General features: G+C 38.1%; 20 protein-coding genes. 9 read left to right on the top strand and 11 right to left on the bottom strand.

Annotated elements, in window-relative coordinates; genetic code table 11:
• Nucleotides 1-527 precede the first annotated feature (527 nt).
• The gene (locus ACS604_RS01265; protein WP_474770336.1) at nucleotides 528-1,766 is read right to left on the bottom strand and encodes an outer membrane protein transport protein; all 1,239 of its coding nucleotides are present in this window, start codon (nucleotides 1,764-1,766) and stop codon (nucleotides 528-530) included.
• Between the two features lie 351 nt (nucleotides 1,767-2,117).
• Entirely contained in the window at nucleotides 2,118-2,723 is a 606-nt protein-coding gene (locus tag ACS604_RS01260) for a TetR/AcrR family transcriptional regulator (protein ID WP_151962838.1), read from the bottom strand.
• Nucleotides 2,724-3,141: 418 nt separating this feature from the next.
• On the opposite strand from ACS604_RS01260, the gene ACS604_RS01255 reads away from it, so the two are divergent.
• The 3 genes from ACS604_RS01255 to ACS604_RS01245 all read left to right on the top strand — a co-directional run bounded on the left by ACS604_RS01255 (nucleotide 3,142) and on the right by ACS604_RS01245 (nucleotide 6,595).
• On the top strand, nucleotides 3,142-4,677 hold the full coding sequence (locus tag ACS604_RS01255) for a flavin-containing monooxygenase (protein WP_474769573.1): 1,536 nt from the start codon (nucleotides 3,142-3,144) through the stop codon (nucleotides 4,675-4,677).
• A gap of 72 nt (nucleotides 4,678-4,749) precedes the next feature.
• Nucleotides 4,750-5,673: an alpha/beta hydrolase gene (locus ACS604_RS01250; protein WP_474769571.1), complete on the top strand. Its 924-nt coding sequence runs from the start codon at nucleotides 4,750-4,752 to the stop codon at nucleotides 5,671-5,673.
• Nucleotides 5,674-5,719: 46 nt separating this feature from the next.
• Complete coding sequence (locus tag ACS604_RS01245; RefSeq protein WP_107879905.1) at nucleotides 5,720-6,595, top strand: phytanoyl-CoA dioxygenase family protein; 876 nt, start codon at nucleotides 5,720-5,722, stop codon at nucleotides 6,593-6,595.
• Between the two features lie 85 nt (nucleotides 6,596-6,680).
• Here the strand turns inward: ACS604_RS01245 and adeS are convergent, their stop codons facing one another.
• Both adeS and adeR read right to left on the bottom strand, forming a co-directional pair.
• A complete protein-coding gene (adeS, locus tag ACS604_RS01240; RefSeq protein ID WP_474769569.1) occupies nucleotides 6,681-7,751 on the bottom strand; it encodes a two-component sensor histidine kinase AdeS in 1,071 nt (356 codons plus the stop codon).
• A gap of 48 nt (nucleotides 7,752-7,799) precedes the next feature.
• On the bottom strand, nucleotides 7,800-8,528 hold the full coding sequence (gene adeR / locus ACS604_RS01235; RefSeq protein WP_151962842.1) for an efflux system response regulator transcription factor AdeR: 729 nt from the start codon (nucleotides 8,526-8,528) through the stop codon (nucleotides 7,800-7,802).
• 146 nt (nucleotides 8,529-8,674) lie between these two features.
• Here adeR and ACS604_RS01230 point away from each other — a divergent pair, with 146 nt between their 5' ends.
• The 3 genes from ACS604_RS01230 to adeC all read left to right on the top strand — a co-directional run bounded on the left by ACS604_RS01230 (nucleotide 8,675) and on the right by adeC (nucleotide 14,404).
• Complete coding sequence (locus ACS604_RS01230) at nucleotides 8,675-9,820, top strand: efflux RND transporter periplasmic adaptor subunit (RefSeq protein WP_474769567.1); 1,146 nt, start codon at nucleotides 8,675-8,677, stop codon at nucleotides 9,818-9,820.
• Nucleotides 9,820-12,930 carry an AdeB/AdeJ family multidrug efflux RND transporter permease subunit gene (locus tag ACS604_RS01225; protein WP_474769566.1) on the top strand — a complete coding sequence of 1,037 codons (3,111 nt, stop codon included), beginning with the start codon at nucleotides 9,820-9,822 and terminating at the stop codon, nucleotides 12,928-12,930. The genes ACS604_RS01230 and ACS604_RS01225 overlap by 1 nt, the downstream gene beginning before the upstream one ends.
• 79 nt (nucleotides 12,931-13,009) lie before the next feature.
• Nucleotides 13,010-14,404 (top strand): AdeC/AdeK/OprM family multidrug efflux complex outer membrane factor, encoded by a 1,395-nt coding sequence (gene adeC, locus ACS604_RS01220; protein ID WP_474769565.1) that lies wholly within the window; start codon nucleotides 13,010-13,012, stop codon nucleotides 14,402-14,404.
• Between the two features lie 103 nt (nucleotides 14,405-14,507).
• Here adeC and ACS604_RS01215 read toward each other — a convergent pair whose 3' ends face one another.
• Complete coding sequence (locus ACS604_RS01215) at nucleotides 14,508-15,104, bottom strand: TetR/AcrR family transcriptional regulator (RefSeq protein ID WP_474769564.1); 597 nt, start codon at nucleotides 15,102-15,104, stop codon at nucleotides 14,508-14,510.
• Between the two features lie 81 nt (nucleotides 15,105-15,185).
• On the opposite strand from ACS604_RS01215, the gene ACS604_RS01210 reads away from it, so the two are divergent.
• Nucleotides 15,186-15,941: a hypothetical protein gene (locus ACS604_RS01210; RefSeq protein ID WP_474769563.1), complete on the top strand. Its 756-nt coding sequence runs from the start codon at nucleotides 15,186-15,188 to the stop codon at nucleotides 15,939-15,941.
• Between the two features lie 78 nt (nucleotides 15,942-16,019).
• Nucleotides 16,020-17,387 (top strand): NAD(P)/FAD-dependent oxidoreductase, encoded by a 1,368-nt coding sequence (locus ACS604_RS01205; protein WP_474769562.1) that lies wholly within the window; start codon nucleotides 16,020-16,022, stop codon nucleotides 17,385-17,387.
• A 291-nt stretch (nucleotides 17,388-17,678) separates the two neighbouring features.
• Here ACS604_RS01205 and ACS604_RS01200 read toward each other — a convergent pair whose 3' ends face one another.
• From ACS604_RS01200 to ACS604_RS01180, 5 genes are all read right to left on the bottom strand, one after another.
• The gene (locus tag ACS604_RS01200; RefSeq protein ID WP_474769561.1) at nucleotides 17,679-18,593 is read right to left on the bottom strand and encodes an AraC family transcriptional regulator; all 915 of its coding nucleotides are present in this window, start codon (nucleotides 18,591-18,593) and stop codon (nucleotides 17,679-17,681) included.
• 186 nt (nucleotides 18,594-18,779) lie between these two features.
• Nucleotides 18,780-19,928: an NADH-dependent flavin oxidoreductase gene (locus tag ACS604_RS01195; protein ID WP_474769560.1), complete on the bottom strand. Its 1,149-nt coding sequence runs from the start codon at nucleotides 19,926-19,928 to the stop codon at nucleotides 18,780-18,782.
• 176 nt (nucleotides 19,929-20,104) lie between these two features.
• A complete protein-coding gene (locus ACS604_RS01190; protein ID WP_474769559.1) occupies nucleotides 20,105-21,019 on the bottom strand; it encodes an alpha/beta hydrolase in 915 nt (304 codons plus the stop codon).
• 153 nt (nucleotides 21,020-21,172) lie between these two features.
• Nucleotides 21,173-21,862 carry an AraC family transcriptional regulator gene (locus ACS604_RS01185; RefSeq protein WP_474770335.1) on the bottom strand — a complete coding sequence of 230 codons (690 nt, stop codon included), beginning with the start codon at nucleotides 21,860-21,862 and terminating at the stop codon, nucleotides 21,173-21,175.
• Complete coding sequence (locus ACS604_RS01180) at nucleotides 21,863-22,075, bottom strand: hypothetical protein (protein WP_474769558.1); 213 nt, start codon at nucleotides 22,073-22,075, stop codon at nucleotides 21,863-21,865.
• Nucleotides 22,076-22,279: 204 nt separating this feature from the next.
• Between ACS604_RS01180 and adeT1 the strand changes: the two genes are divergently transcribed.
• Nucleotides 22,280-23,275, top strand: a complete 996-nt coding sequence (adeT1, locus tag ACS604_RS01175; protein WP_474769557.1) for a putative multidrug efflux protein AdeT1 — start codon at nucleotides 22,280-22,282, stop codon at nucleotides 23,273-23,275.
• Nucleotides 23,276-23,383: 108 nt separating this feature from the next.
• Here the strand turns inward: adeT1 and ACS604_RS01170 are convergent, their stop codons facing one another.
• Complete coding sequence (locus ACS604_RS01170; protein WP_474769556.1) at nucleotides 23,384-23,971, bottom strand: hypothetical protein; 588 nt, start codon at nucleotides 23,969-23,971, stop codon at nucleotides 23,384-23,386.
• Between the last annotated feature and the right edge of the window lie 95 nt (nucleotides 23,972-24,066).

Genomic DNA, 24,066 nt, shown 5'->3' with positions numbered 1-24,066 from the left:
TGCAAGTTTTTTTGAGCCGTAATGACTTAAAGCCTGAAAATCTTTGGGTGATCAAGCTGCTTTAAATTTTTAAGTTGTGTCGTTATAGCTTTTGGCAAGAACTGCCAAGAAATAATGAATGTGCAAAGCCAACTCCTTCTATAGGGAGTTCTGCCAGACATTTTAAATTATGGTGGCAGAACGGAAGAGGGTTCGCAGACTAGTAATAACTCAAACTAGCACACCCGTAGGTGTCCCTCTCCCGTCCTACCGCTACGGGAGGGAACGAGTAGTTCACCACACAAGGCTGTTCCTCAGAAGGAATGGCTCTGATGCGGGAGTTATTATGCGGTCTGCGACGACCGACTGGCAATGTGGCCAGCAGGCAAATGGTAATCTTCAAAAATTAAGGTGTCAATGTGAAATTGGCTAGAAATTATTTAATTAATTATTGTTTTTCATTTAATTACATAATTAAGGATATTCTTAAGTAAAGATTAATTAAAGCTTGAGAATAAGAGTAGTTGAATTTAACTACTCTTCCCAATTTAAAACCGATATCCAAATTTTAACGCATATGCAATTGCGTGATTATTTTTAAACTCAGCCTGCTCTGAAAACTCTTTTATACCTTCGATTGGTAAATAATAGCCACCACCTTCAGCTTTAGTATTTCCTAACCAGAAATATTTTACGCCAGCAGCAATAAAATAGTTAGGCATTGGGTTAAATTGAGCACCAAGACCAAAAGACCAATAGCCTTTCATTGGTCCAAGCGTTGAAGCAGGATTACCCGTACCTGAGTCCCACCCCATATCAGATGCAATGCTCCACCGTTCAGTTAACTGACGTCCCAGTCCCAGAGTCACTGTATATTGATCTTTCTGGTAAGAATCCAAATCAATGCCTTGTTTGTATGCTCCACTAGTTAATGTATCCATATAGTTTGCTGTAAGAGCATCGTATTGCACTGGACGAATATTAAATTTTTTCCAATTCACCCATCTCAGACTCATATAAGCAAGCGTCTTTTCAGCAATACCTGTTTGAAAATCTATATTTACTGATTGAGGCGTTTCGACTTTTGTCTTTGCTGGCGCAGTATATTGTAATGGCTCACCAAAGATGTTTTCATCTACTTGAAAATCATATTTAATTTTTGAACGGTAAGTTACAGCCGCTTTAAGCGCAACTTCCGGAATTTGATAACTTCCTCCTACGAGCCAACCCAATTCTCCCTTTTCTTTAAATTTAGCATTGTATCCATTAAAAGCTTCGGTATATGCCATTCCTCTGAAAGAGACATCACCTTCTACAGTTTGATAGACAGGTCCGCCATAAACTTGAAAGTTTTTAATAGGTGAATAACCCAAAATAAAACTTAAATTTTGGCTTTTTACATTTACAGAAGTACCTTCACGGCTGGCATCATCTGAATAACTATTATTAGGAAGAAGTGGATAAGCTGTTTTTGCAGCAAAAGGCTGATCGTAAAGTAAACCAAAACTGAATTGGTCTGTAAGTTGTAGCTTTAATGCAGCAGTATAAAATTGATTGTCTTGCCCAATATTTCCTGTATCACGACTCTGGTTAGGTCGAACAAGATCCGGACGATCATGAACTACGCCAGAAACAGAAGGATCAACAGCGAAAGCATTTGCTTCTGCATAATTACCAGCCTCTAAAAATGGCAGTATTGACTGCCCTGACTGGTCAAGTGCTGAAGCGTGACTATAACTACTAAAACAAATACCAATTACGCTAAATATCATTAACCCAGATTTCATCTGAAATTTTCGGCTAAAGAAATATTTATTCGGGTCGTTTCCGAAAGTATTTTTTACGATTTCCAAGTGCAATCTTAACTCAGCACAATCCTTGTTTAGAGATTTTTCCATTATTTATCCTTAAATTATAATTTTTTTAAATCACTAATTACCTAGCAATTTATTCATTCACTTCAATTACTGCGAGTAATTTTGATGAACAAAATACAAGCTACAAAATTAATTACACTATGTCAATGACTCTGTGTAATTAATAAGGGTCTGTTATCTTTGTTTATAATTTTCAATATAATCAGCTGATAAGTAAAATATTTTTAAATCTAAAATCGATTAAACTTATAGGTGGAATTTTTATTTGTTCACGTAAAGTGTTGAAGTCCAAATATTTCGAAGTACACGGATAACGACTTCAGGTTCTACAGGAGATGAGCGCCCGAATGCTTCTGAAAGATAACGCTCTTCCAACCAGATCAGCGCTTTCGCTGTTTCGTCGACATCTAAATCTTGTTTAATATTTCCTGCTTGCTGTTCTGCTCTTATATGTTGAGCAGCGGCCTTGATAAAGTCTTGAATTATAGTTCGATAGACGCTATCAACACGTTCATCTCCACTTGCCGCTTCGACAAAGGCCCTTAATAAACGACCATGTTCTATATAGACATTTATAGAGTCGACTAAGGCACGCTCCAGATCGTCTTGAAGATTATTTCCTGCCAACCACCGTTCTGTGATATTGAACAATTCTCTAGCGATATTCTCAACAAGACGGAGCGTAAGATCGTGTTTATCACGGAAATGGACATAAAAAGCCGGACGTTTTAAACCTGTACGTCGCATGACCTCATCAATATTGAGGTCACGAAAATGATGCTCATTTAAAAACTGTTCAGCAGCTTCTAATATTTCTCGCTCAGATTCTTTTGGATCATGTTTAGGTCTACGGCGAGAGGTTGTCATATTGTCCTATTTCCTTTTAGCATGGCGTCATTGTAGGTATTAAAAATTCTTTCGACAAGTCTTTACCCCCTCTTATCACATATGCTAATGACGTAATACAAGAAGAAATCACTTAATTAAAAACAAAATATAATTTATAAAAATCAAAACCTTAAATTAAAAAATTTTTCCTCCACAAGATTATATTAATTAGTCTATCTATGTTGCAAGCAATAATTACACGCAGTCATTGACAGTGTGTAATTATTAGCTTAATAATATTCACACATACCTAAACCTCACTTAGATTTAAATCGAAGTGAAAGTGGATTGGATCAAGGACTTTGTTCATCAGGGAAGATGAAGATTATAAAAATCATCATCTTAGATAATCTAACTGATGCTCAATTTATTAAAATTGTGTGAAGAGGAAAAAGATATGAGTACATCAGATCAAAATACTATTACTGATGTTTTAATTATCGGTGCAGGAATCTCAGGTATTAGTGCAGCCTACCATTTAAAAAAATATAGACCGAATACAACATTCACTATGCTAGAAGGCCGTGATGAAATTGGAGGTACATGGAGCCTGTTCCGTTATCCAGGTATTCGCTCAGATTCAGACATGCAATCTTTTGCATTTGGCTTTAAGCCTTGGACCAATAAAAGGGTTTTTGGCAGTGCTCAAATGATCTGTGATTATTTAAAAGAAACGATCACTGAAAACGAGATTGAATCTCATATTCGATTTGGTCACTATATGACAAGTGCCGAATTCTCATCGCAAGAAGGCGTTTGGACAGTTAAAGTAAAACGTAAAGATCAAAAAAGTTTAACCACTTTCCGTTCGCGTTTCTTACTCATGGGTAATGGTTATTATGACTATAACGCAGGTTATACACCTGAGTTTAAAGGAACCGAGGAATTTCAAGGGCAAATCATCCACCCTCAACAATGGCCAGAGAACCTAAATTATTCTGGCAAAAAAGTCGTGGTCATTGGTAGTGGTGCTACAGCGGTTACCTTAATTCCAGCGATGGCTCAGGATGTTGAGCACATCACGATGCTTCAAAGATCGCCAAGTTATGTCATGGCTGCCCCAAGTACAGATTCAATCGCGAACGCGCTCAATCGTGTTTTCTCACCACAACGTGCTTTCGATCTTATCCGCCGTAAAAATATTGCCTTGACTCGAGGTGTCTACAATTTAAGTCGTCGTTTTCCGAAACTCATGCGTCGCTTTTTAATCTCAGATGTACAACGAAACCTCCCAAAAGACTTTGATGTCGCCACTCATTTTTCTCCCAAATACAATCCATGGGATGAACGCTTATGTGTTGTACCAGACGGAGATATGTTTAAAGCAATTTCTGCTGGAAAAGCTTCTGTAGTAACCGATCATATTGAGCGTTTTACCAAAGATGGTATTTTGCTTAAATCGGGTAAAACATTAGAAGCCGATATTATTGTGACCGCAACAGGTCTAAACGCAGTCGCATTTAGTAAGACTCAATTAATTGTGGATGGGAAAAAAATTAATTACCCAGAGACCACTATTTTCAAGTCAATGATGCTCTCTGATGTTCCTAACTTCGCCTTTGCATTTGGCTATACCAATCTTGCATGGACTTTAAAAGTTGATTTGGTCTGGAAACACTTTTGTAGATTACTGGATTACATGGATGAAAATAAGTACGGAACATTCACGCCTGTAATTAGTGATAAAAACATGAAACGTATTCCATTTGTAGATTTGAACTCAGGCTACATCCAACGAAGCATTGCACAATTTCCAATGGCAGGTACACAAGGCCCATGGATTGTAAAACAAGATTATAAATTCGATCTTGAACGACTCCATAAAGGTTCTGTTTTTGATAAAGAGTTGCTGTTTTCAAATCCTCAAATCAAGAAAAAACTCCACGTCATCACAGAAGAACCTCTGACAGCACAAATAAAAATCCAAGCTTAACAACGGCGATTTACATTTTCATCTCTTATCTAAAGTACGAGTAAGAGAGAAAGATCAATTAGGGAAAATATGATGGAAAATATTAAATTTATAAGCAAAGGAGTTACCTGTTCTGCATGGTATATCCCTTCAACTTCAGAAGAGTTCATGACCTCTGAAGGTCGACCTTGCATTATTATGGCAACAGGCTTTGGTGGTACAAAAGATACAGGATTGTTAGATTTTGCCGAGCCGTTCAGCCAAGCAGGTTTTGATACATTCGTATTTGATTATCGTGGATTTGGCGAGTCAGCAGGCTTACCTAGACAACATGTATCCTATATTAACCAACGTGAGGATTATCATGCAGCGATCGCAGCTGCACGAAGTTTACCATTCGTTGATCAAGATCGGATTGTACTATGGGGTACTTCGTATTCGGGTGGTCATGTCGTTGTAGTTGCTGCACAAGACCCTAAAATATCAGCGGTTATCTCCATGAACCCTGCTACAGATGGTTTAGCAGCTTTAAAACAAGTTTTCCAATATGGAGGGATAAAGCAAATAACAACGGCTATAGGTCATGGCATAAAGGATTTAATTCATGCCATAGCGCAACGCCCTCCGCATCTTATTCCAATTGTTGGGCAACCTGGTACTGCTGCCATGATTAGTACCCCAGGTGCTGAAGAAAGCTATACCGCAATGGCGGGTCCAACTTGGCGTAATGAAGTCTGTGCTCGTGCAGCTCTAGAAGTCTCATACAACCGTCCAGTTACTTTTGCCAAAAATGTTAAGTGCCCTACTTTGATTCAAGTCGGTTCGAATGACCAAATTGCCCCACCTGACCCAGCTCGAAAAACGGCAAGCCTAATTCAAGGGCCTTCTAAACTACTGGAATATCCAATTGATCATTTTGATTTCTATACGGAATCTTGGCACGGCAAGATACTAAATGACCAAATTGAATTTTTAAAGCAGTTATTTGCCCCTAAAACAAATATGCCTAAAAGCTAATAAATTTATTTGAAATATTCTTAATCAGAAAGGATAAGGAAATCTTATGTCACTCGTTAAATTAAGCAAAGATACACAAATCGATGAAATCGTTTCGATTATTAAAAGAGATGGTGGTGTCATCATTGAAAATTTTTTAAATGATGAAAATACCCAAGATATTTATCAAACATTATCTCAGCAATTAGAGTTGATTCCAGACGGCGAAGATGAATATTTTGCAGGTACAAAGACCCGCCGAATGAGCCGCTTATTTGCGCGCTTACCACAAATGCCATTGGTGGCAATGAATCCAGTATTTTTAGATACAGCAAAAGCGATTCTCCAAACCCCACTACAGGCTTGGAGTGGTGAAAATAGAATTGAATTATATCCAGACATTCAGGTTGGTGTGACTCAAGCGATTCAAATTTGGCCAGGTCAAAAAGCACAACCTTTACATCGTGACGATACTGTATGGATGTGGCAACATCCGGGTTATGGTCGTGAAGCTAGGGTACAAATTATGTTTGCCGTCACTGATTTTACTGAAGAAAATGGTGCTACACGCGTCATCCCTGCCAGCCATTTGTGGGATGATCAAAGAGTACCTAAAGAAGACGAAACGATCGCGGCTGAAATGAAAGCTGGAGATGCTTTAATATGGATTGGCTCTACCTATCATGGTGGCGGAGCTAATGTAAGCCATGCGCCTCGTATAGGATTGACCATGTCTTATGATCTTGGCTTTCTACGACAGGAAGAAAACCATTATTTATCTCTATCAACCGAAATAATTAAAAGCTTTCCAGATGAGCTAAGAGGATTGCTCGGCTGGAATATGAGTACAACATTTGTTGGATTTGTCGAACATGAAGGTAAGATGATGAGCCCAATCGATATGTTAAATGTTCAGGATTTTAAAACGACTGGAATCATATAACACTTAATATCTAAGATAGCCAAAAGAAAGAAATTTCTATTCATAGAGGTTTCTTTCTTTTATTGAAAACTATAAATATCTTATATTAAGCAATTGTTTTTACTTGAATAATAAAAGCACTATTTGGACTGCGATTTTCATATCGAATGGTGCCTGAGTGAGCTAAAACAATGGCTTGCACAACTGCCAAACCTAACCCTGTTCCTCCTAAAGCTTTATTTCTGGACTGCTCCACTCTATAAAAAGGATTGAATAATTCTTTTTGATATTCAACTGGAATACCCGGACCTTCATCGACTATTTCTAAAATCCATTGTCCTTGTTCAACTGAAGACTTAATTTTTAAAACTCCAGGATTAGAGTATCTAATTGCATTATCAATCAATGCGATTAAGACTTGCTCCATACGTCTTGCATCGCAAGATACCAACTCATTAGCAATATCATAAGTTATAGTAAAATTTGATTGTCTAAGTTTTTCATCAAACATCCGTATTACTTTTTCAACGCATCTCAAAAAATCAACTGACTCAATATTTAACTTAAGCTGTTTATTTTCAAATAAGCTCAATGTTCTCAAGTCTTCTACAAGATGCGATAGTCCCTCTACTTGATTCAACAAACTTCGGATGAGTTCAGGCTCAGCTTTAAAAACTCCATCTACAATCCCTTGTAATCTACCTTGCAGAATTGTGATTGGTGTTCTTAATTCATGGGCAATAGCAGCATTCCATACTTGTGCATTGTGTACAGAACTTTCAAGCTTTTGAGCCATATCATTAAAATTTAAAATTAATGTATAAATCTCTGTGGAGTGGACTTTTTGATCATTTGCTCGGGCAGACAAATCACCCTCACTAATTTTATTCGCGGCATCTGCCAATGAATTAATGGGCACAATAAATCTTTTTGCTAACTGCATCCCAATAATTAAAGAAATAATTGAACCACATAAAATGACTGTACCTAGCCAAATCCAGTCAACCAGATGGAAATCTGTAAAGTCTCCTTGCAGGGAACTTAATGAAATCCAGCCATGATCAATTGCATAGTTATAAACAACATAGCCTAGAAATACAGACAATAAAGTGATACTTAAATTTACCATACTAAAAGCAATAAAAAATTGCTTATTAATCCCTAATTTATTTTTCATTGTCTTTTCTCAACTTTTAGCATGTTGGATTTTTTCTATCTAATCCTATTATTGTTGGGGATGATCTAATCTATATCCGACACCGCGGACATTAATAAGCATGTGTTCAAGCCCGTGCTCTTCTAGTTTTTTTCTTAACTTACTGACATGGCTATCAACCGTTCTTTCTAAAGCATCACTATCGGGCAAGCATTGAGTCATTAACTCACCTCGAGTAAATACCCTATGGGGCTGATTAATCATTAAGAGTAGTATTTTATATTCAGTTAACGTCAGGTTGAGTAAGATTTTCTTATCTAGCTGATTGATATAGACACTATGAATCTCGGTATTGATTTCAATATTTTTATAAAACAGATTTTTGACAGCAGCTTGTTTGTTCTGATGGGTTCTTCTTAAAACAGCCTGCACACGTGCAACCACTTCATTCGGATTGAAAGGCTTAACCACAAAATCATCTGCACCGATTCGTAAGGCCATCACCTTATCAATATCCTGATCTAATGCAGTCAGCATAATGACAGGTGTTTGTGCTTTTTGACGAATTTTACTGAGCACTTCCCAACCATTGAGTTCAGGTAATTTAATATCAAGTAAAATCAAATCAATGGGTTGTGATGCATGAATTTCGATTGCCTGCTTACCGTTCATTGCCCGAATAACTCGCATGCCTTCACGTTTTAAATATTGTTCAATAATGTCTCCTATATCATATTCATCTTCTACAACAAGAATTTGTTTATCACGGCAATCAAAAGAAAATGAAGCTTCGAACATAGGTAAATCATCGAAAAATTTCAGACAAACGTCATAATACGCTTATTTATGTGCTGATCTCCACACTTTTTCCACATTTCAAAGATCTTGATTACACACTTACCCAAAATAATAACAACATCAAAAACTCCCTAGGTTTGGACAGTATGCAAAAGCATCTTTTACTTCCATTATTTTTATCTATTGGGCTAGTCATCCAAGGTTGTAGTTCCGAAGAGGCTAAACAACCAGAAGTTCCACCGGCGAAAGTCAGTGTATTAAGTCTCCAGCCACAATCCGTTAATTTTAGCGAGAACCTCCCAGCTCGTGTTCAAGCCTTCCGTACTGCTGAAATTCGTCCGCAAGTCGGCGGTATTATCGAAAAAGTATTATTTACTCAAGGTAGTGAAGTAAAAGCTGGGCAAGCCTTATACAAAATTAATGCTGAGACTTTTCAGGCTGATGTAAATAGCAACAAGGCTTCTCTCAATAAAGCCGAAGCTGAGGTTACACGTTTAAAGGTCCAGTTGGAACGCTATGAACAACTGTTACCAAGTAATGCAATTAGTAAACAAGAAGTCAGTAATGCTCAGGCTGAATATCGCCAAGCTTTAGCTGATGTCGCACAAATGAAAGCTCTACTCACCCGTCAAAACCTGAATCTGCAATACGCAACAGTACGTGCGCCAATCTCTGGTCGTATTGGGCAATCATTTGTGACTGAAGGTGCTTTAGTCAGCCAAGGTGATACGAAGAATTTGGCGACCATACAACAGATTGACAAAGTTTATGTTGATGTAAAGCAATCTATTGGTGAATACGAGCGCTTACAAACTGCATTACAAAACGGCGAATTATCTGCCAATAGCGATAAAACCGTTCGTATTGCTAATAGCCATGGTCAATTCTACAACGTCAGCGCAAAAATGCTGTTTGAAGATATTAATGTAGATCCGGAAACAGGCGATGTCACGATTCGTATTGTAGTGAACAACCCGGAACGAAAACTACTTCCTGGAATGTACGTGCGTGTCAATATTGACCGAGCATCCGTCCCTCAAGCCCTTCTTGTGCCTTCTCAAGCAATCCAGCGTAATAACAATGGTGACCCACAGGTTTATGTCATTAATGCTAAAGGTTTGGCAGACATCCGTCCGATCGAACTTGGACAACAATATGAACAGTTCTACTTAGTGAATAAAGGACTCAAAGTAGGTGACAAAGTCATCGTTGAAGGAATTGATAGAATTCAACCGAATCAAAAGCTTGAAATAAGTAAGTGGAAAGCACCCATTACTCAAGGAGCTCAATGATGATGTCACAATTTTTCATTCGTCGCCCCGTATTTGCATGGGTAATTGCAATTTTCATTATTTTGTTTGGATTACTCAGTATTCCCAAACTCCCTATAGCACGCTTCCCTAGTGTTGCACCTCCACAAGTCACCATTAGTGCTGTCTACCCAGGTGCAACACCCAAAACAATTAACGATAGTGTTGTGACTCTGATTGAAAGAGAGCTATCCGGCGTTAAAAATTTACTTTATTACAGCGCAACAACAGACACCTCGGGCATGGCTCAAATATCGGCTACCTTTAAACCGGGTACAGATGTCGATATGGCTCAAGTTGATGTGCAGAATAAAATTAAAGCTGTTGAAGCCCGTCTTCCACAAATTGTTCGTCAACAAGGTTTACAAGTGGAGGCTTCGTCTTCAGGTTTCTTAATGTTGGTCGGAATCAACTCACCGAATGGACAATATTCGGAAGTTGATCTGAGCGATTACCTTGTCCGAAATGTAGTTGAAGAATTAAAACGTGTTGAAGGCGTTGGTAAAGTCCAATCATTTGGCGCCGAAAAGGCCATGCGTATTTGGGTAGATCCAAACAAGTTAGTTTCATATGGTCTTTCAATTAGTGACGTAAATGCGGCAATTCGTGAAAATAATGTCGAAATCGCTCCAGGCCGTTTAGGTGACTTACCTGCTGAGAAAGGACAGCTCATCACGGTTCCTTTGTCTGCGCAAGGACAATTAAATGACGTTGAACAATTCAGAAATATCAGCTTAAAAAGTAAGATCAACGGTAGTGTCATTAGACTTTCTGATGTAGCTAATGTTGAAATTGGTTCACAAGCATATAACTTCGCTATTTTAGAAAATGGTAAACCGGCAACGGCGGCAGCAATCCAGCTTAGCCCTGGCGCAAATGCTGTAAAAACGGCTGAAGGTGTCAGAGCCAAAATTGAGGAGTTAAAAGTCAATTTACCGGAAGGTATGCAATTTAGTATTCCTTACGATACTGCTCCATTTGTCAAAATTTCTATTGAAAAGGTAATTCACACGCTAATTGAAGCCATGGTTTTGGTTTTCATTGTGATGTATCTGTTTCTTCATAATGTTCGTTATACGCTCATTCCGGCAATTGTTGCCCCTATTGCATTGCTAGGAACATTCTCGGTGATGTTGCTTGCAGGGTTCTCGATTAACGTGCTCACCATGTTTGGTATGGTGCTCGCGATCGGTATTATCGTCGATGATGCCATTGTAGTCGTAGAGAATGTCGAAAGGATTATGGTGACTGAAGGCTTACCACCTAAAGAAGCGACTTCTAAAGCAATGAAGGAAATCACCAGTCCAATTATTGGTATTACCTTGGTACTTGCAGCCGTATTTTTACCAATGGCGTTTGCAAGTGGCTCAGTTGGGATTATTTACAAGCAATTTACGCTGACCATGTCGGTGTCAATCTTGTTCTCGGCGCTGTTAGCATTAATTTTAACCCCTGCACTCTGCGCGACAATTCTTAAGCCAATTGATGAACATCATCAGAAAAAAGGATTCTTTGCTTGGTTTGACCGTACCTTTGATAACCTTACTAAAAAGTATGAAATCATTCTCTTTAAGGTCATCAAACATACCATTCCAATGATGGTGCTGTTTGTCATTATTACAGTTGCGACTTTTGCTGGAATGAAGTTTTGGCCAACAGCATTTATGCCTGAAGAAGATCAAGGTTGGTTCTTAACAACGTTCCAACTTCCATCTGATGCTTCTACTGAGCGAACTAAAAATGTAGTGAAAGAGTTTGAAGCAAGCATACAAGACAATCCGGATGTTAAAAGTAATACGTCAATTTTAGGTTGGGGTTTCGGTGGTTCAGGTCAGAATGTTGCCGTTGCCTTTACAACACTAAAAGATTTCAAAGAAAGAAAATCGTCAGCATCTGAGATGACTAACTCAATTAATGAAACAATGGCTCATAGTAAAGAAGGTTCATCTATGGCCGTTCTACCTCCAGCCATTGATGAGTTAGGTACATTCTCTGGCTTTAGCCTTCGACTACAAGATCGGGCCAACTTAGGTATGCCTGCATTACTTGCTGCCCAAGATCAATTAATGGCAATGGCAGCCAAAAACAAAAAGTTTTATATGGTTTGGAATGAAGGCCTACCTCAAGGAGACAATATTTCTTTAAAAATTGACCGAGATAAATTGAATGCACTTGGCGTTAAATTTGCCGACGTGTCAGACATCATCTCAACGTCAATGGGTTCAATGTATATCAATGACTTTCCAAACCAAGGTCGTATGCAGCAAGTGATTGTGCAAGTTGAAGCAAAATCACGTATGAAATTGCAAGATATTTTGAATCTTAAAGTGATGGGTGCAAGTGGCCAGCTGGTTTCTTTATCGGAAGTTGTGACACCTCAATGGAACAAAGCACCGCAACAATACAATCGCTATAACGGACGACCATCTTTGAGTATTGCGGGTATTCCTAACTTCGATACTTCATCTGGTGATGCAATGCGTGAAATGGAACAACTCATCGCAAAATTACCAAAAGGGATTGGCTATGAATGGACTGGTATTTCTCTTCAAGAGAAACAATCAGAATCACAAATGGCATTCTTGCTTGGTTTGTCGATGTTAGTGGTATTCCTCGTACTCGCAGCCCTTTATGAAAGTTGGTCAATTCCGCTATCGGTTATGTTGGTTGTGCCATTAGGTATTTTTGGAGCGATCATTGCTATTATGACCAAAGGGCTGATGAATGATGTCTTTTTCAAAATTGGCCTGATTACGATTATCGGTCTTTCCGCCAAGAATGCGATTTTGATTGTTGAATTCGCCAAGATGCTCAAAGAAGAAGGAATGAGTTTAGTTGAAGCTACTGTTGCCGCAGCCAAACTCCGCTTACGCCCTATTCTGATGACTTCCCTTGCCTTTACTTGTGGTGTGGTGCCTTTAGTGATTGCATCTGGTGCAAGTTCTGAAACACAACATGCACTCGGGACTGGTGTGTTTGGCGGCATGATTTCAGCAACCATCCTAGCAATTTTCTTTGTACCGGTATTCTTCATCTTTGTACTAGGTGCAGCCGAAAAACTGTTTTCTTCCAAACAGAAAATTAAATCTTAAATGAAATAAAGCAAGGGAAATTAATCAATTTCCCTTGCTCCTCTTATGCCTAAATTTATTCTATTATTTGGAGAAAAGCATGTCTAAATCGGCTGTCTTATCTCGTGGATTTATGATTTCCACACTCTCATTTACTTTAACTGCATGTATAAGCATGCAGCCGCCACAACCTGCGGTTAAATCTAATATTCCTCAAAATTTCGCTGAAACCTATGCTGGCCCTTCAATTGCTGAACAAGGATATAAAGCCTTTTTTTCCGATCCACGATTATTGGAAGTCATTGAAATAAGCTTGAATAATAATCGCGATTTACGTACAGCAGCGTTAAATATTGAGCGTGCCCAGCAGCAATACCAAATTACTAAATACGACCAACTTCCGACCATTGGTGCGACAGCAAATGCCATTAGGCAAGTTAACCCTTCGGTAAACCCTAACAATCCTTACTCTACGTTTCAGGTTGGTTTGGGTGTAACGGCGTATGAACTGGATTTTTGGGGACGTGTTCAAAGTCTTAAAGATGCAGCATTAAATAATTACCTTGCAACACAGAGTGCTAAAGACTCAACTCAAATTAGTTTGGTGAGCCAAGTTGCACAAGCGTGGTTAAATTATTCTTTTGCTACAGCAAATTTAAATCTTGCGCAGCAAACCTTAAAAGCTCAACTTGATTCGTACAATCTGAATCAAAAGCGCTTTAATGTCGGGATTGATAGCGAAATACCTTTACGCCAAGCCCAGATTTCTGTCGAAACAGCACGTAATGATGTCGCAAACTACAAAACTCAAGTTTCACAAGCGCAAAACTTGTTAAATCTTTTGGCTGGACAAGCGGTTCCATCAAACCTGCTTCCAACTCAGTCAGTTAAAACAATTACTCAAGAGAAGAATTTTTCAACAGGCTTAAGTAGCGATTTACTACAAAACCGTCCAGACCTGAAAGTCGCTGAATATCAACTTCGTGCAGCTGGTGCCAACATTGGTGCGGCAAAAGCCCGCATGTTTCCGACCATCACACTTACGGGTTCAGCTGGATATGCATCGACTGAACTGAAAGATTTATTTAAATCTGGCGGCTTCGCATGGTCAGTTGGTCCTAGCATAGACCTGCCTATTTTTGATTGGGGAACACGTAAAGCCAATATTAAGGTTTCAGAGATCGACCAAAAAATTGCGCTTTCTGAATACGAAAAAGCGATTCAGTCTTCTTTCCGTGAAGTTAACGATGCCTTGGCTGCCCATGCTCATATTGAAGAGCGTTTAAACGCCCAGCGCCGTTTAGTATCTGCAACCGATACCACTTATAAACTTTCTACAGCCCGTTTTAGAGCTGGAATTGATAGTTATTTGACTGTGTTAGATGCTCAGCGTTCTGCATATGCAGCTCAACAAGGTCTATTGGTTCTCGAACAAACCAAATTAAATAATCAAATTGAACTCTATAAAGCCTTGGGTGGCGGGTTAAATAAATAACCCATCTTTCAGAAATATTTTAAAGGCTAATCTGCATCGACATTAGCCTTTAAATTTTATGTTTTTTCTAAAAGATAAGAAATAGGTACTGTGAATTGGATAATTAGCTTAACCCATTTAAAATCATTAATACCGTTTGCTCCATTTGCTTTTGTCTCTGTTGATCAGTGACACCTTGAATACTAAACGCCCAATAAGCTTCAAATAAACAAACAATGACATAGGTCGCTGAGCTAATCGCCTCTGGGGTCACTTTTGGATATTCTTGTGCCAATTGATTTTCAAAATCTGGAAGCCAATGCTTTGTCCAAAGTGTATGGAGCATCTGCTGGATAAACGGATTTCTCGCGCTTTGAGCCACTAACTCAAACCAAACTATTAAATCATCTTGAGTCCGATACACTTCGGGTGTGAACATCATGATGATTCGCTCGCTCAATGGTTTCCCACTAAAACGATGAATAATCTCAGTGCCCATTTTCGAAATGTAATGTTCAATGAAAGCATTCATTAAATCTGAACGTGACGAAAAATAATGATGTACGAGAGTACGTTGCATGCCTGAAGCTTCCGCTACTTTGGCAAAAGTAATTCCTTCTAGCCCTTCTCTCGCCACAACTGAAACAGCAGCTTGAAGAATTTCATAAGACCTTTCTTGGGCTTTACTCGGCCTTCCTATTTTATTTTCCATCATCATCATAAATAAAAAATTGTTTACTAATTCATCATAGCATATTATTTTACTGACATGACAGTCAATTAATTATAAGGAAGTCATATTATGAAAATTCTTGGCCTTGATGCAGGTAGCCAAACGGAAGCTACTACATCAAAAATCTTAACGAATAGTGAAATGACACATGCCGCCATTTTGGAAATTGTAAATATCTTTGGACTGGTTGCCTGTATTGTATTAGCACTTATTGGCTGGATATACGGCGCTAAATTCCTAAAGAAAAAGAATATCCTGCTTGGTTTAGAGTGTTGGATCGTTGCTTTCTCTGCGACAAACTTTGTCTCTTATATGCTGACAAGTTCAAATATTAATTTTTCAATTACCATGTTTCTCGATTCATTCTCGCGTAGTTTCGGTATGCCGATTATTGCTGTACTTGGTCTAATGGCGCTGACCCATAATTACAAACCATCTACCCTTAAAGAAATTCTGCTCTTCGCATTTTCATTTGCTGGCACTTTTGTGGTTTTTCTAGCAGATTTTTTTCAAGAAATACGTCCATATTTTTACGTCACCATGTGGATCATCCTTGTGATTTATCTGTTCTATTTCATTATTTGCTTAGCACGTGCCGGAGAGATTTTTCATGCATTGGCCACCACAATAACCGCTGTGGTGAGTTTAGCAGTAGCAGTTGTATATGACTTTTTTCCGATCCCTGGCGACGATACCCATATGATTTTCATGACTTGGGCTTTCGTAACATGGGGCTATGCCATCATTCAGTTGTATTACGCCTATGATGCCCTTGAGCGCTCACAGAAAGTTTCCATTCAATCTTTTATTCCAGCCCGCCAGTAAAACGTACTAAGAGCATTGCTTTTAAAAAAGATTAAAGCCGGTGCTCTAGCACTGAGAAGTTATACAGAAGGATAGCGAATGAATTATTCAAATGAACAAGTGATGAGTGGCCACACTGAATCTATGCCATTTCGTCTTTTAGGTGGCTGGATAGAACAGCCTAGCGACCTTCAACCTGAGTTAGTTGGTTCGGTCAGCGCAGATGTCATTGTGGTTGGTGCTGGTTTTGCTGGATTGTCGACAGCTCTTGAACTCACGGCTCGTGGTGCAAAAGTCATCGTACTTGAGCAAGAGTTCGGTGGTTTCGGTGCCAGCGGTCGTAATGCTGGCTATCTGCTTGGTAGTATGGGAATTGAATTCGAAGTGTTCGCCAAGCGCCTCGGCGTTGAACGTGCAAAACAGTTTGTCAATTTCTACGATGAGGGCGTGACCTATGTTGAAAAGCGTCTGGTCGAGTTAGGCATCGATTGTGATTACAATCCTTCTGGAATTATACGGGCTGTTATAGATCCTTCGCAGGAAAAATGGTTACGCCGCAGTATGAGAGTTGGTGAGGAGCTAGGATCCCGTACTCGCTTTGTAGATCAAGCCGAAATGCGTGCTCGCGGGATTCCACCAGCTTTTCTGTTTGGTAGCGAACAACGCGGCGGCACGCTAAACCCCGGTAAATACGTGAGTGGTTTACGCCGTGCAGCCATTCAGGCAGGTGTTAAGATTTATGAAAAAACACCATTGCTCTCTTATAGCGAAGGACCAATCATTAACTGCAAAACCGCTCGCGGTAGTGCCAGCGCACCCATCATGGTGTTAACCACAAATGCTTTCACACCTCAGTTGGGAATGCTACGTGATAAAGTTGCTCCGATACGGGTGTCGGCAATTGAAACTCAACAATTAACTCCAAAGCAATTGGAGTCTCTGGGCTGGCCTGGCCGAGAAGGTATTATTACACCGCACCTCATGATGGAAAGTCATCGTCTGACTGCACACAACACAATGGTGTTGACCGTTAAGAAGTTGAATTATGTTTACGGTTCAAAAACTCCGAACATACCAGATCATGATGCCTATGCTTTACTAGCACAGACATTACGTGAACGTCACCCAACCTTGAAAGGTCTTGGTATTAAGCACTGCTGGAGTGGTTACGTTAGTGTGGCTTATGACTTTTTGCCTGTGGTTGGATCAACTGGGCCACATCAAAATATTATCTATGCAGCTGGCTGTACGGGACATGGGCTTGCGACTCAGTCGCTCATGGGACAACTTCTTGCCGAGAAAATCAAAGGAGTAGTAAACCCTATTCTGAACAACTTATACCACAAGACCCCTTCTACGCTACCCGAACCACTCCAGTGGTGTGTATTTAAAACAGGTTTCAAAGCAGCAGCATTCTATGATCGTCTAACTGACCGCAAAGCGCTTGCAGCTAAAAAGGATTCATAGAGCTAAGCATTTTTTAGTGCTGTAAATAATCAGTGGACTATATGTGTGTAGTCCATTTTTAGTTTTATCTTAAGACCTCTAAAGATTGTACTACAAAACTTCTGGGATAATGTAGGCACCCTAGCAATTGAAGATCCTTTTAAAATCAAATGATTGAAAACTGATTTTCAGTATAGTAATTGAACTCGCTAAGAAATTGGCTAGTTCAATCATGATCTTTTTATAATTTTTACTTCTAACAAGCACGAAGATGAAATGCCTTTCATATTTAGAATGATAGATAGAAATAATTTATGTATTCTGCTTCATACGTTGAATATCACGTTGCGGAGATTCTCCAAACAACCGAGAGTATTCACGGCTAAATTGCGATGCACTTTCGTAGCCTACCAAACTCGCCGCCCTTCCTACATCTAGATTTTGATTAAGCATTAAATGACGAGCTTCTTGTAAGCGAAGTTGCTTTTGATATTGCAACGGGCTCATTCCTGTTACTTCACGAAAATGCTGCCTGAAAGTTGATGGACTCATAAAAGCTTTTTCAGCTAAATCATCCATGCGAATGGGTTGAGCAAAATTGTTTTTTAGCCAGCTCACGATTTGATGAATTTTTTGATTGACCGAGCCAGATTTCACCAGTTGACGTAAATAAACGCCTTGAGAACTATTTAAAAGTCTTATAACAATTTCTTTTTTAATTAAATCAGCTAGATGTGGAATCATAACTGGTTCATCTATCAACTTTACCAATCTGAACACAGCATCCATAAGCGGTATATCTGCTAACTCAACTGTAAAAGATTCATGTGTATCATCAGAAAAAGTTGGTAAATCTTTTACAGGTAAATCTGCAACAACCTCATTTACCATTTTGAGATCTAATAGTAGTAAAAGAGCTAAAAATGGTTTTTTGAAAGATGCTTCTACAACATGAGATGTGACGGGCAAATCAATAGTGGTCAACATACTTTGACCTTGCCGACATTGATAAATCTTATCGCCGATAATAACTTCTTTTTGTCCTTGTAAAACAAGCCCTAGTCCTAGGCTATAAATACAATGTGTACTCTCAGTTGGACTTATTCGACTATGAAAAGAAAGCCCCGAAATAATAGACTCATGCTCACCTTCAACTTCGGCAAAATGTGAAACCTTTTGAATAAGCTGATCTATATTTTTGCTTCTTTGGGCAACAGAGGCAGACATAAAGACATTTAAATCCAATCAATAACTGCAATAATTTTTATCATCTGTAATCAATGCAGTAAATAATTGTTTAGTTAAAATAATTAAAAAATCAAACTATTATAATTATTAGGTAACACTCTATTGATGGAATGATATCTTGTGTATGTTTATGGCCAACCCATAGTTTCTAAACTTAGAGCAGGATTAAACCTGCTCTCGTTGACGTATAGGGAACCATCCCTTTCTTATCTTGATTTCATCCCATAAATGATCTGGAATGTGTAATTCAGCATCTTTTTCAAGCTCTAATTCTGTGGAAATCTGATCGGCCTGATGATTTGCTACCAATGTAACCCAGTCTGGATTTATAACCAGTGCTTTACCAATTGCGACTAAAGGCAATCCAAGTCCTAATGCCTGGAGTGCTTGATGCGGTGTTCGAATTTTTCCAGCCGAGATTAAAGGAATTCTATAATTCACATGATCTATGACAGTTTGAACGGTAAGTTTTTCATCAACATTATCGACAGGTTTGCTATTTAAAATATCAGTTAATGAAACATGCAAATAATCGATATTAGAGTCAATTAAACGATTAATAAGCTGCAAACTGTCGCTAATTCGCAATCCATTTTCATCGTATTCTTCAACAGAGATGCGATAACCCAAAGCAAATGGCCTTTTGGCATATTGTTTAATTACACGTTTTACTTCTTTTACAATTTCTAAAGGAAAACGCATACGCTTCTCTAAAGAACCACCCCATTCATCTTCACGTTGATTAAACAACGGCGAGAAGAAATTTTGAATTAAGAATCCATGTGCTCCATGTAATTCAATGCCATCAAACCCAGCTTCTATCGCTCTACGCGTTGTTTCGCCAAAAGCATGAATAACTTCTAAAACTTCATCGTGTGATAAAGCACGGCTCATCATCTGGCTATCAACAAAAGAACCTGTAGGTGTCTTTAAAACACTCGCGCTAACCACATCTGCATTTGGAATTAAATCAGGTATCGCTTTATTGCCTGCATGGAAAATTTGCAATATTGCTGGCGCTCCGCCACTTTTTGCAGCTTGAGCTAATTGTTTTAGACTCGGTATAAAGCGATCATCAAATGCAGCAAACTCATTGGTAAAGCCAATCCCATTTTCTTGTACATGGGTACAGCCTGTAATGACTAAACCAACACCACTTACTCGATGTCGAATGTAGCGTAACTCTTGCTCTGATACAGTTCCATCAGGATTGGCTGACCATGTTGTCATGGGCGCCATAATGATTCGGTTACGCAATTCAATGTCTGGCGTTAAAGCAAAAGACTCAAATAATTTAGAATATTCAATTGTCATGAATTCATCTCATAAAAATATTTTCTAAGAAAAAGTATAAATTGAGAGGATTAATGCAAATTGCCTAAACTAAAAAGTTGTTTGCCTATTCTGCTGAGATACATCTTGATTAAGAGACCTTTAATTGATTAACGGCGTAAAAAAATCGGGACTATTGCCTCGATTTTTTAATTCAATTAAAGATTGTTTTGATAAAAAGGAATGAGCTTATCTAAAGCAACTTTTACTGGTTCAGGTTTGTCATATAAGTCGTAATGTGACCAACCATCGACAACAACTAATTCTTTATTTTTAGAAGCTGCACGGTTAATAATTTCAAAACCATCACGGTAAGCACCGAAACCACCCGGTTTACTACCGACAATAATCATTAAAGGTTGAGTTAATAATAGTTCAGCTAAATGGAACGCATCCCAACCCACAGCAACAGCATTTCGAGAAAATAAAGTTTTATTTACACCATTGGGTTTTTCACCACGCGCTGTACGGTAGTATTCAGTCGCTTCTAGTGGATCAATATCAGCATTGTCTGCTTTTGCAGCTTCGACAGTAGGATATAAACCTTGATCTACTCGAAGTTCTGTACCACGAGCTTCTGCTGTTCTTTGAGCCGCAATTGCTTCTAAAAATGCAATTGGATTGCCTGCGCTGGCTTCACGCATAACACGACCGTAGTTTGCACCAGTAATTGTACCTACAGCTTTAATACGTCTTTCAGTCATTGCGGCATTAATTGAATAGCCGCCACCGCCACAAATACCAAGTACTCCAATGCGATTTTCATCAACATAAGTCAAAGTCACAAGATAATCGACCACCAGGCTAAAGTCTGCAACACGTAATGTTGGATCTTCAATATAGCGAGGTTCGCCGCCGCTCTCACCTTGGAAACTCGCATCAAAAGCAATGACTACAAAGCCCGCTTTTGCCAAAGCTTGACCATAAACATTACCAGAAGTTTGCTCTTTACAGCTTCCGATTGGGTGTGCACTAATAATTGCTGGATATTTTTTTGTTGAATCAAAATCTGGTGGAAAATACAAATCGGCAGCAATATCCCAATAGGTATTTTTTATTTTTACTGATTCCATCTTTTCACCTCATTAATATCGGTAATAAATAAGCACACTTGCTTGATGAATTCAGTCTAGGGTTAAGTCGCTTATTCAATTTGCCTAATTTTAAATATTGTTTGCCTATTTCGAGCTTTCATTATCAAAACATATGTTTTTAAAGCTTACTCTTTACTTGCTTATAGTATTTTCTTTTAGATCTTTTTGAGGAGTAATACCGAAGAGACGCACATATTCCCTTGTAAATTGAGACTGACTTTCGTAACCGACTGATTCAGCAACTCTTCTTACTTCAATAGATTGCATTAACATCAACTTTCGAGCCTCCTGCAATCTTAACTGCTTTTGATATTGTAACGGAGTCATTCTCGTGATTTCTCGAAAATGGTTTCTAAACGTTGCCGATGTCATGTTTGCTTGTTCAGCTATCTCGTCAACACGAACATCATTTAGAAAATTATTTCTTAACCATGAAATGACTTTAAAAATATTCTTTTCAGCTACACTTACTTTGATTAAGTTTCTTAGGTAGTCACCATGTTTGCCTAATAATAATCTCACAATAATTTCATGCTTTATGAGTGGCGCTATTTGAGAAATCATAGAAGGATCTTCCACTAAATCGACTAAACGATCTAAGGCCTCAATCAGTCCTATATCCATTTCTTCAATCGAAAAAGATGGAATATTTTCAGTAACATGAATGTTTTCCATGCTGCCAGCTATTTCTGTGATCATTCCGATATCTAATTTAAGCATCATTCCAAGAAAAGGCTCTGAGTATGAGGCTTGAGTTAATCGACTTACTGCTGGCAAATCAATGGTCGTTAACATGGTTTGCCCACGGCTATAAGTAAAAATCTAATTTCCAATCAGAACTTGCTTTTCTCCTTGCAAAATGACGCCAAGACCTAAATCATAAATACAATGTATTGACTGTTTGTTCGTCCGTCTATGTAAAGATAAACCAGAGATTTCTGTTTGAAAATCTTCATCTTGAACAAGACCATCCACTTTTCGAGCTAAGGATTTAGTCTTCTCTATGACTGGATTCAGCTCATTCATTACAGCCATCTTATTTCAAACCCAATTATCCCAACTATTGTTTAAAACTATAGATCTCTCTAATGATTAGTCAATGTTAAAATGTTTATGACTACCGCTGTACCCCAAACTATCTTTTGACTTTTTCCCTTAAAATTTCTATAGAAATGCCATATCTAATCGAACCAAGATTTATAAAATAATTTTTATAATTTAAATAATGGATAATTAAATATGGATCGTTTTAAAACTATTTTACTTATTGCAAGCACATGTTTAACAACAACTATTTATGCCAAGCAACAAGAAGTCTGTGTTTTTGACCCAATTGGTAAATCGGGAGACGCTTTCGCTTTAGCCAAAGACTATGCACTTGAAGCCAAAAATTGGGGAGCTGATATATCTTTAAAAGCATATGTTGATGAACGTGTTGCGGCTGAAGACTTAAAAGTCGGCAAATGTGATGGTGCTATTATTAGTGGCTTACGTGGCCGTCAATTTAATAAATACACAGGATCTTTAGATGCGGTTGGCGCATTAACAAATATGAAAACGGCAATCAATGCCTATAAGCTGTTGTCTTCACCAATGGCCGCAAAAAACATGGTGGTAGGCCCTTACGAAATTGCAGGTTTAGGTACAATTGGCCCTGCATATTTATTTGTTAATGATAGAAGCATAAATACACTCGCTAAGGCTGCGGGTAAAAAGATTGGGGTATTTAAATATGATGAAGCTCAACCCAAGCTTGTTCAACATGTTGGTGGTCAGGCTGTATCGGTAGATGTCACCAATGCTGGTGCGAAATTTAATAACCATGAAATTGATATTGTCCCTGCTCCTATTGTTGCATTTAAGCCTTTTGAACTACACAAAGGTTTAGGTGAGAAAGGAGCAATCATTCGTTTTCCTTTAACTCAAATTTCGGCAAATTTCATTATTCGTAAAGACCAGTTTCCAGCAGGTTTTGGGCAAAAGTCGCGGACTTGGGTAGCCAGCCAATTAAATAGAACGTTTGGCATTATTGCTAAATATGAAAGTGATATTCCTTCAAAATATTGGATGGATATTCCTAAAAATGAACAATTGAATTATATGAAAATGATGCGCGAGGCTCGTATACAGCTAACCAAGGCAGGCATTTATGACCCTAAAATGATGAATTTTTTGAAGAAAGTAAGATGTAAAGAAAACCCAAGTAATTTTGAATGTGCGTTAAACGATGAGTAAATAAAAAATTGCCCAATTTATACTTTTGAATATAGTGTATGGTTGAGTAAACATGTACCAATAGAATTTATTGCTTTTCAATAGTAAGAAAACTCACTTATTTACTATTCAATCTTTTGCCAAGTGAATATGTGGTGCGAAAATAAAATGACGAGGTTCTTGGTATTGCATAATTAAAGAACGTAGTTCAGTAATAAATGCCTCTGCTTCTTCTTTGTTAAGATTAATACCAAATGAACAACCATCATCATAACCAATTAAGTGAATAGCACCTTGATGGAACTCTGGCAAAAAAGGTGGATACGCTCCACCACTCCAAGGTCTGTAGACAATTTCAATAATCTTTTGAGTATTAATATCTTTTGTTAACAAATTTTTCCCAAGGCATTCTTTAGAAATACGAAGATTATTTTTGGAAATAAAAAATGTTTCCTCGGCATTCTTAGACCATTGTTTATTTTTTCTATATTCATAGTGCTTGTAGAAAAGAAATAATAAAAATAATAGTAGTACAATAAATGTTTGAATCCCTTCATTTTTTGTATATGCTTCAAAAGCAATAAATACAAAAAAAATGTCATATGTAGTTACTATTACACGGTCCCAAATTATTAAATTTTCTAAATTCTCACCATTCATTTTTAAATGAATCGTAGTTCCCACATCTGAAGTATGTGTTTCAAATTGATTTGGCATCCAATACTCAATTTCTATGTTTATTGTTTAATAAAACCACTGTACTTATTGAATCTTACTTATTAGTACAGTGCTTAAACTATCGTTATTGCTAT

The sequence above is a fragment of the Acinetobacter sp. Li1LvA2 genome (assembly GCF_056156705.1).
The sequence above is the reverse complement of the archived record's forward strand: the minus strand, read 5'-3'. Positions and strand labels throughout refer to the sequence as shown.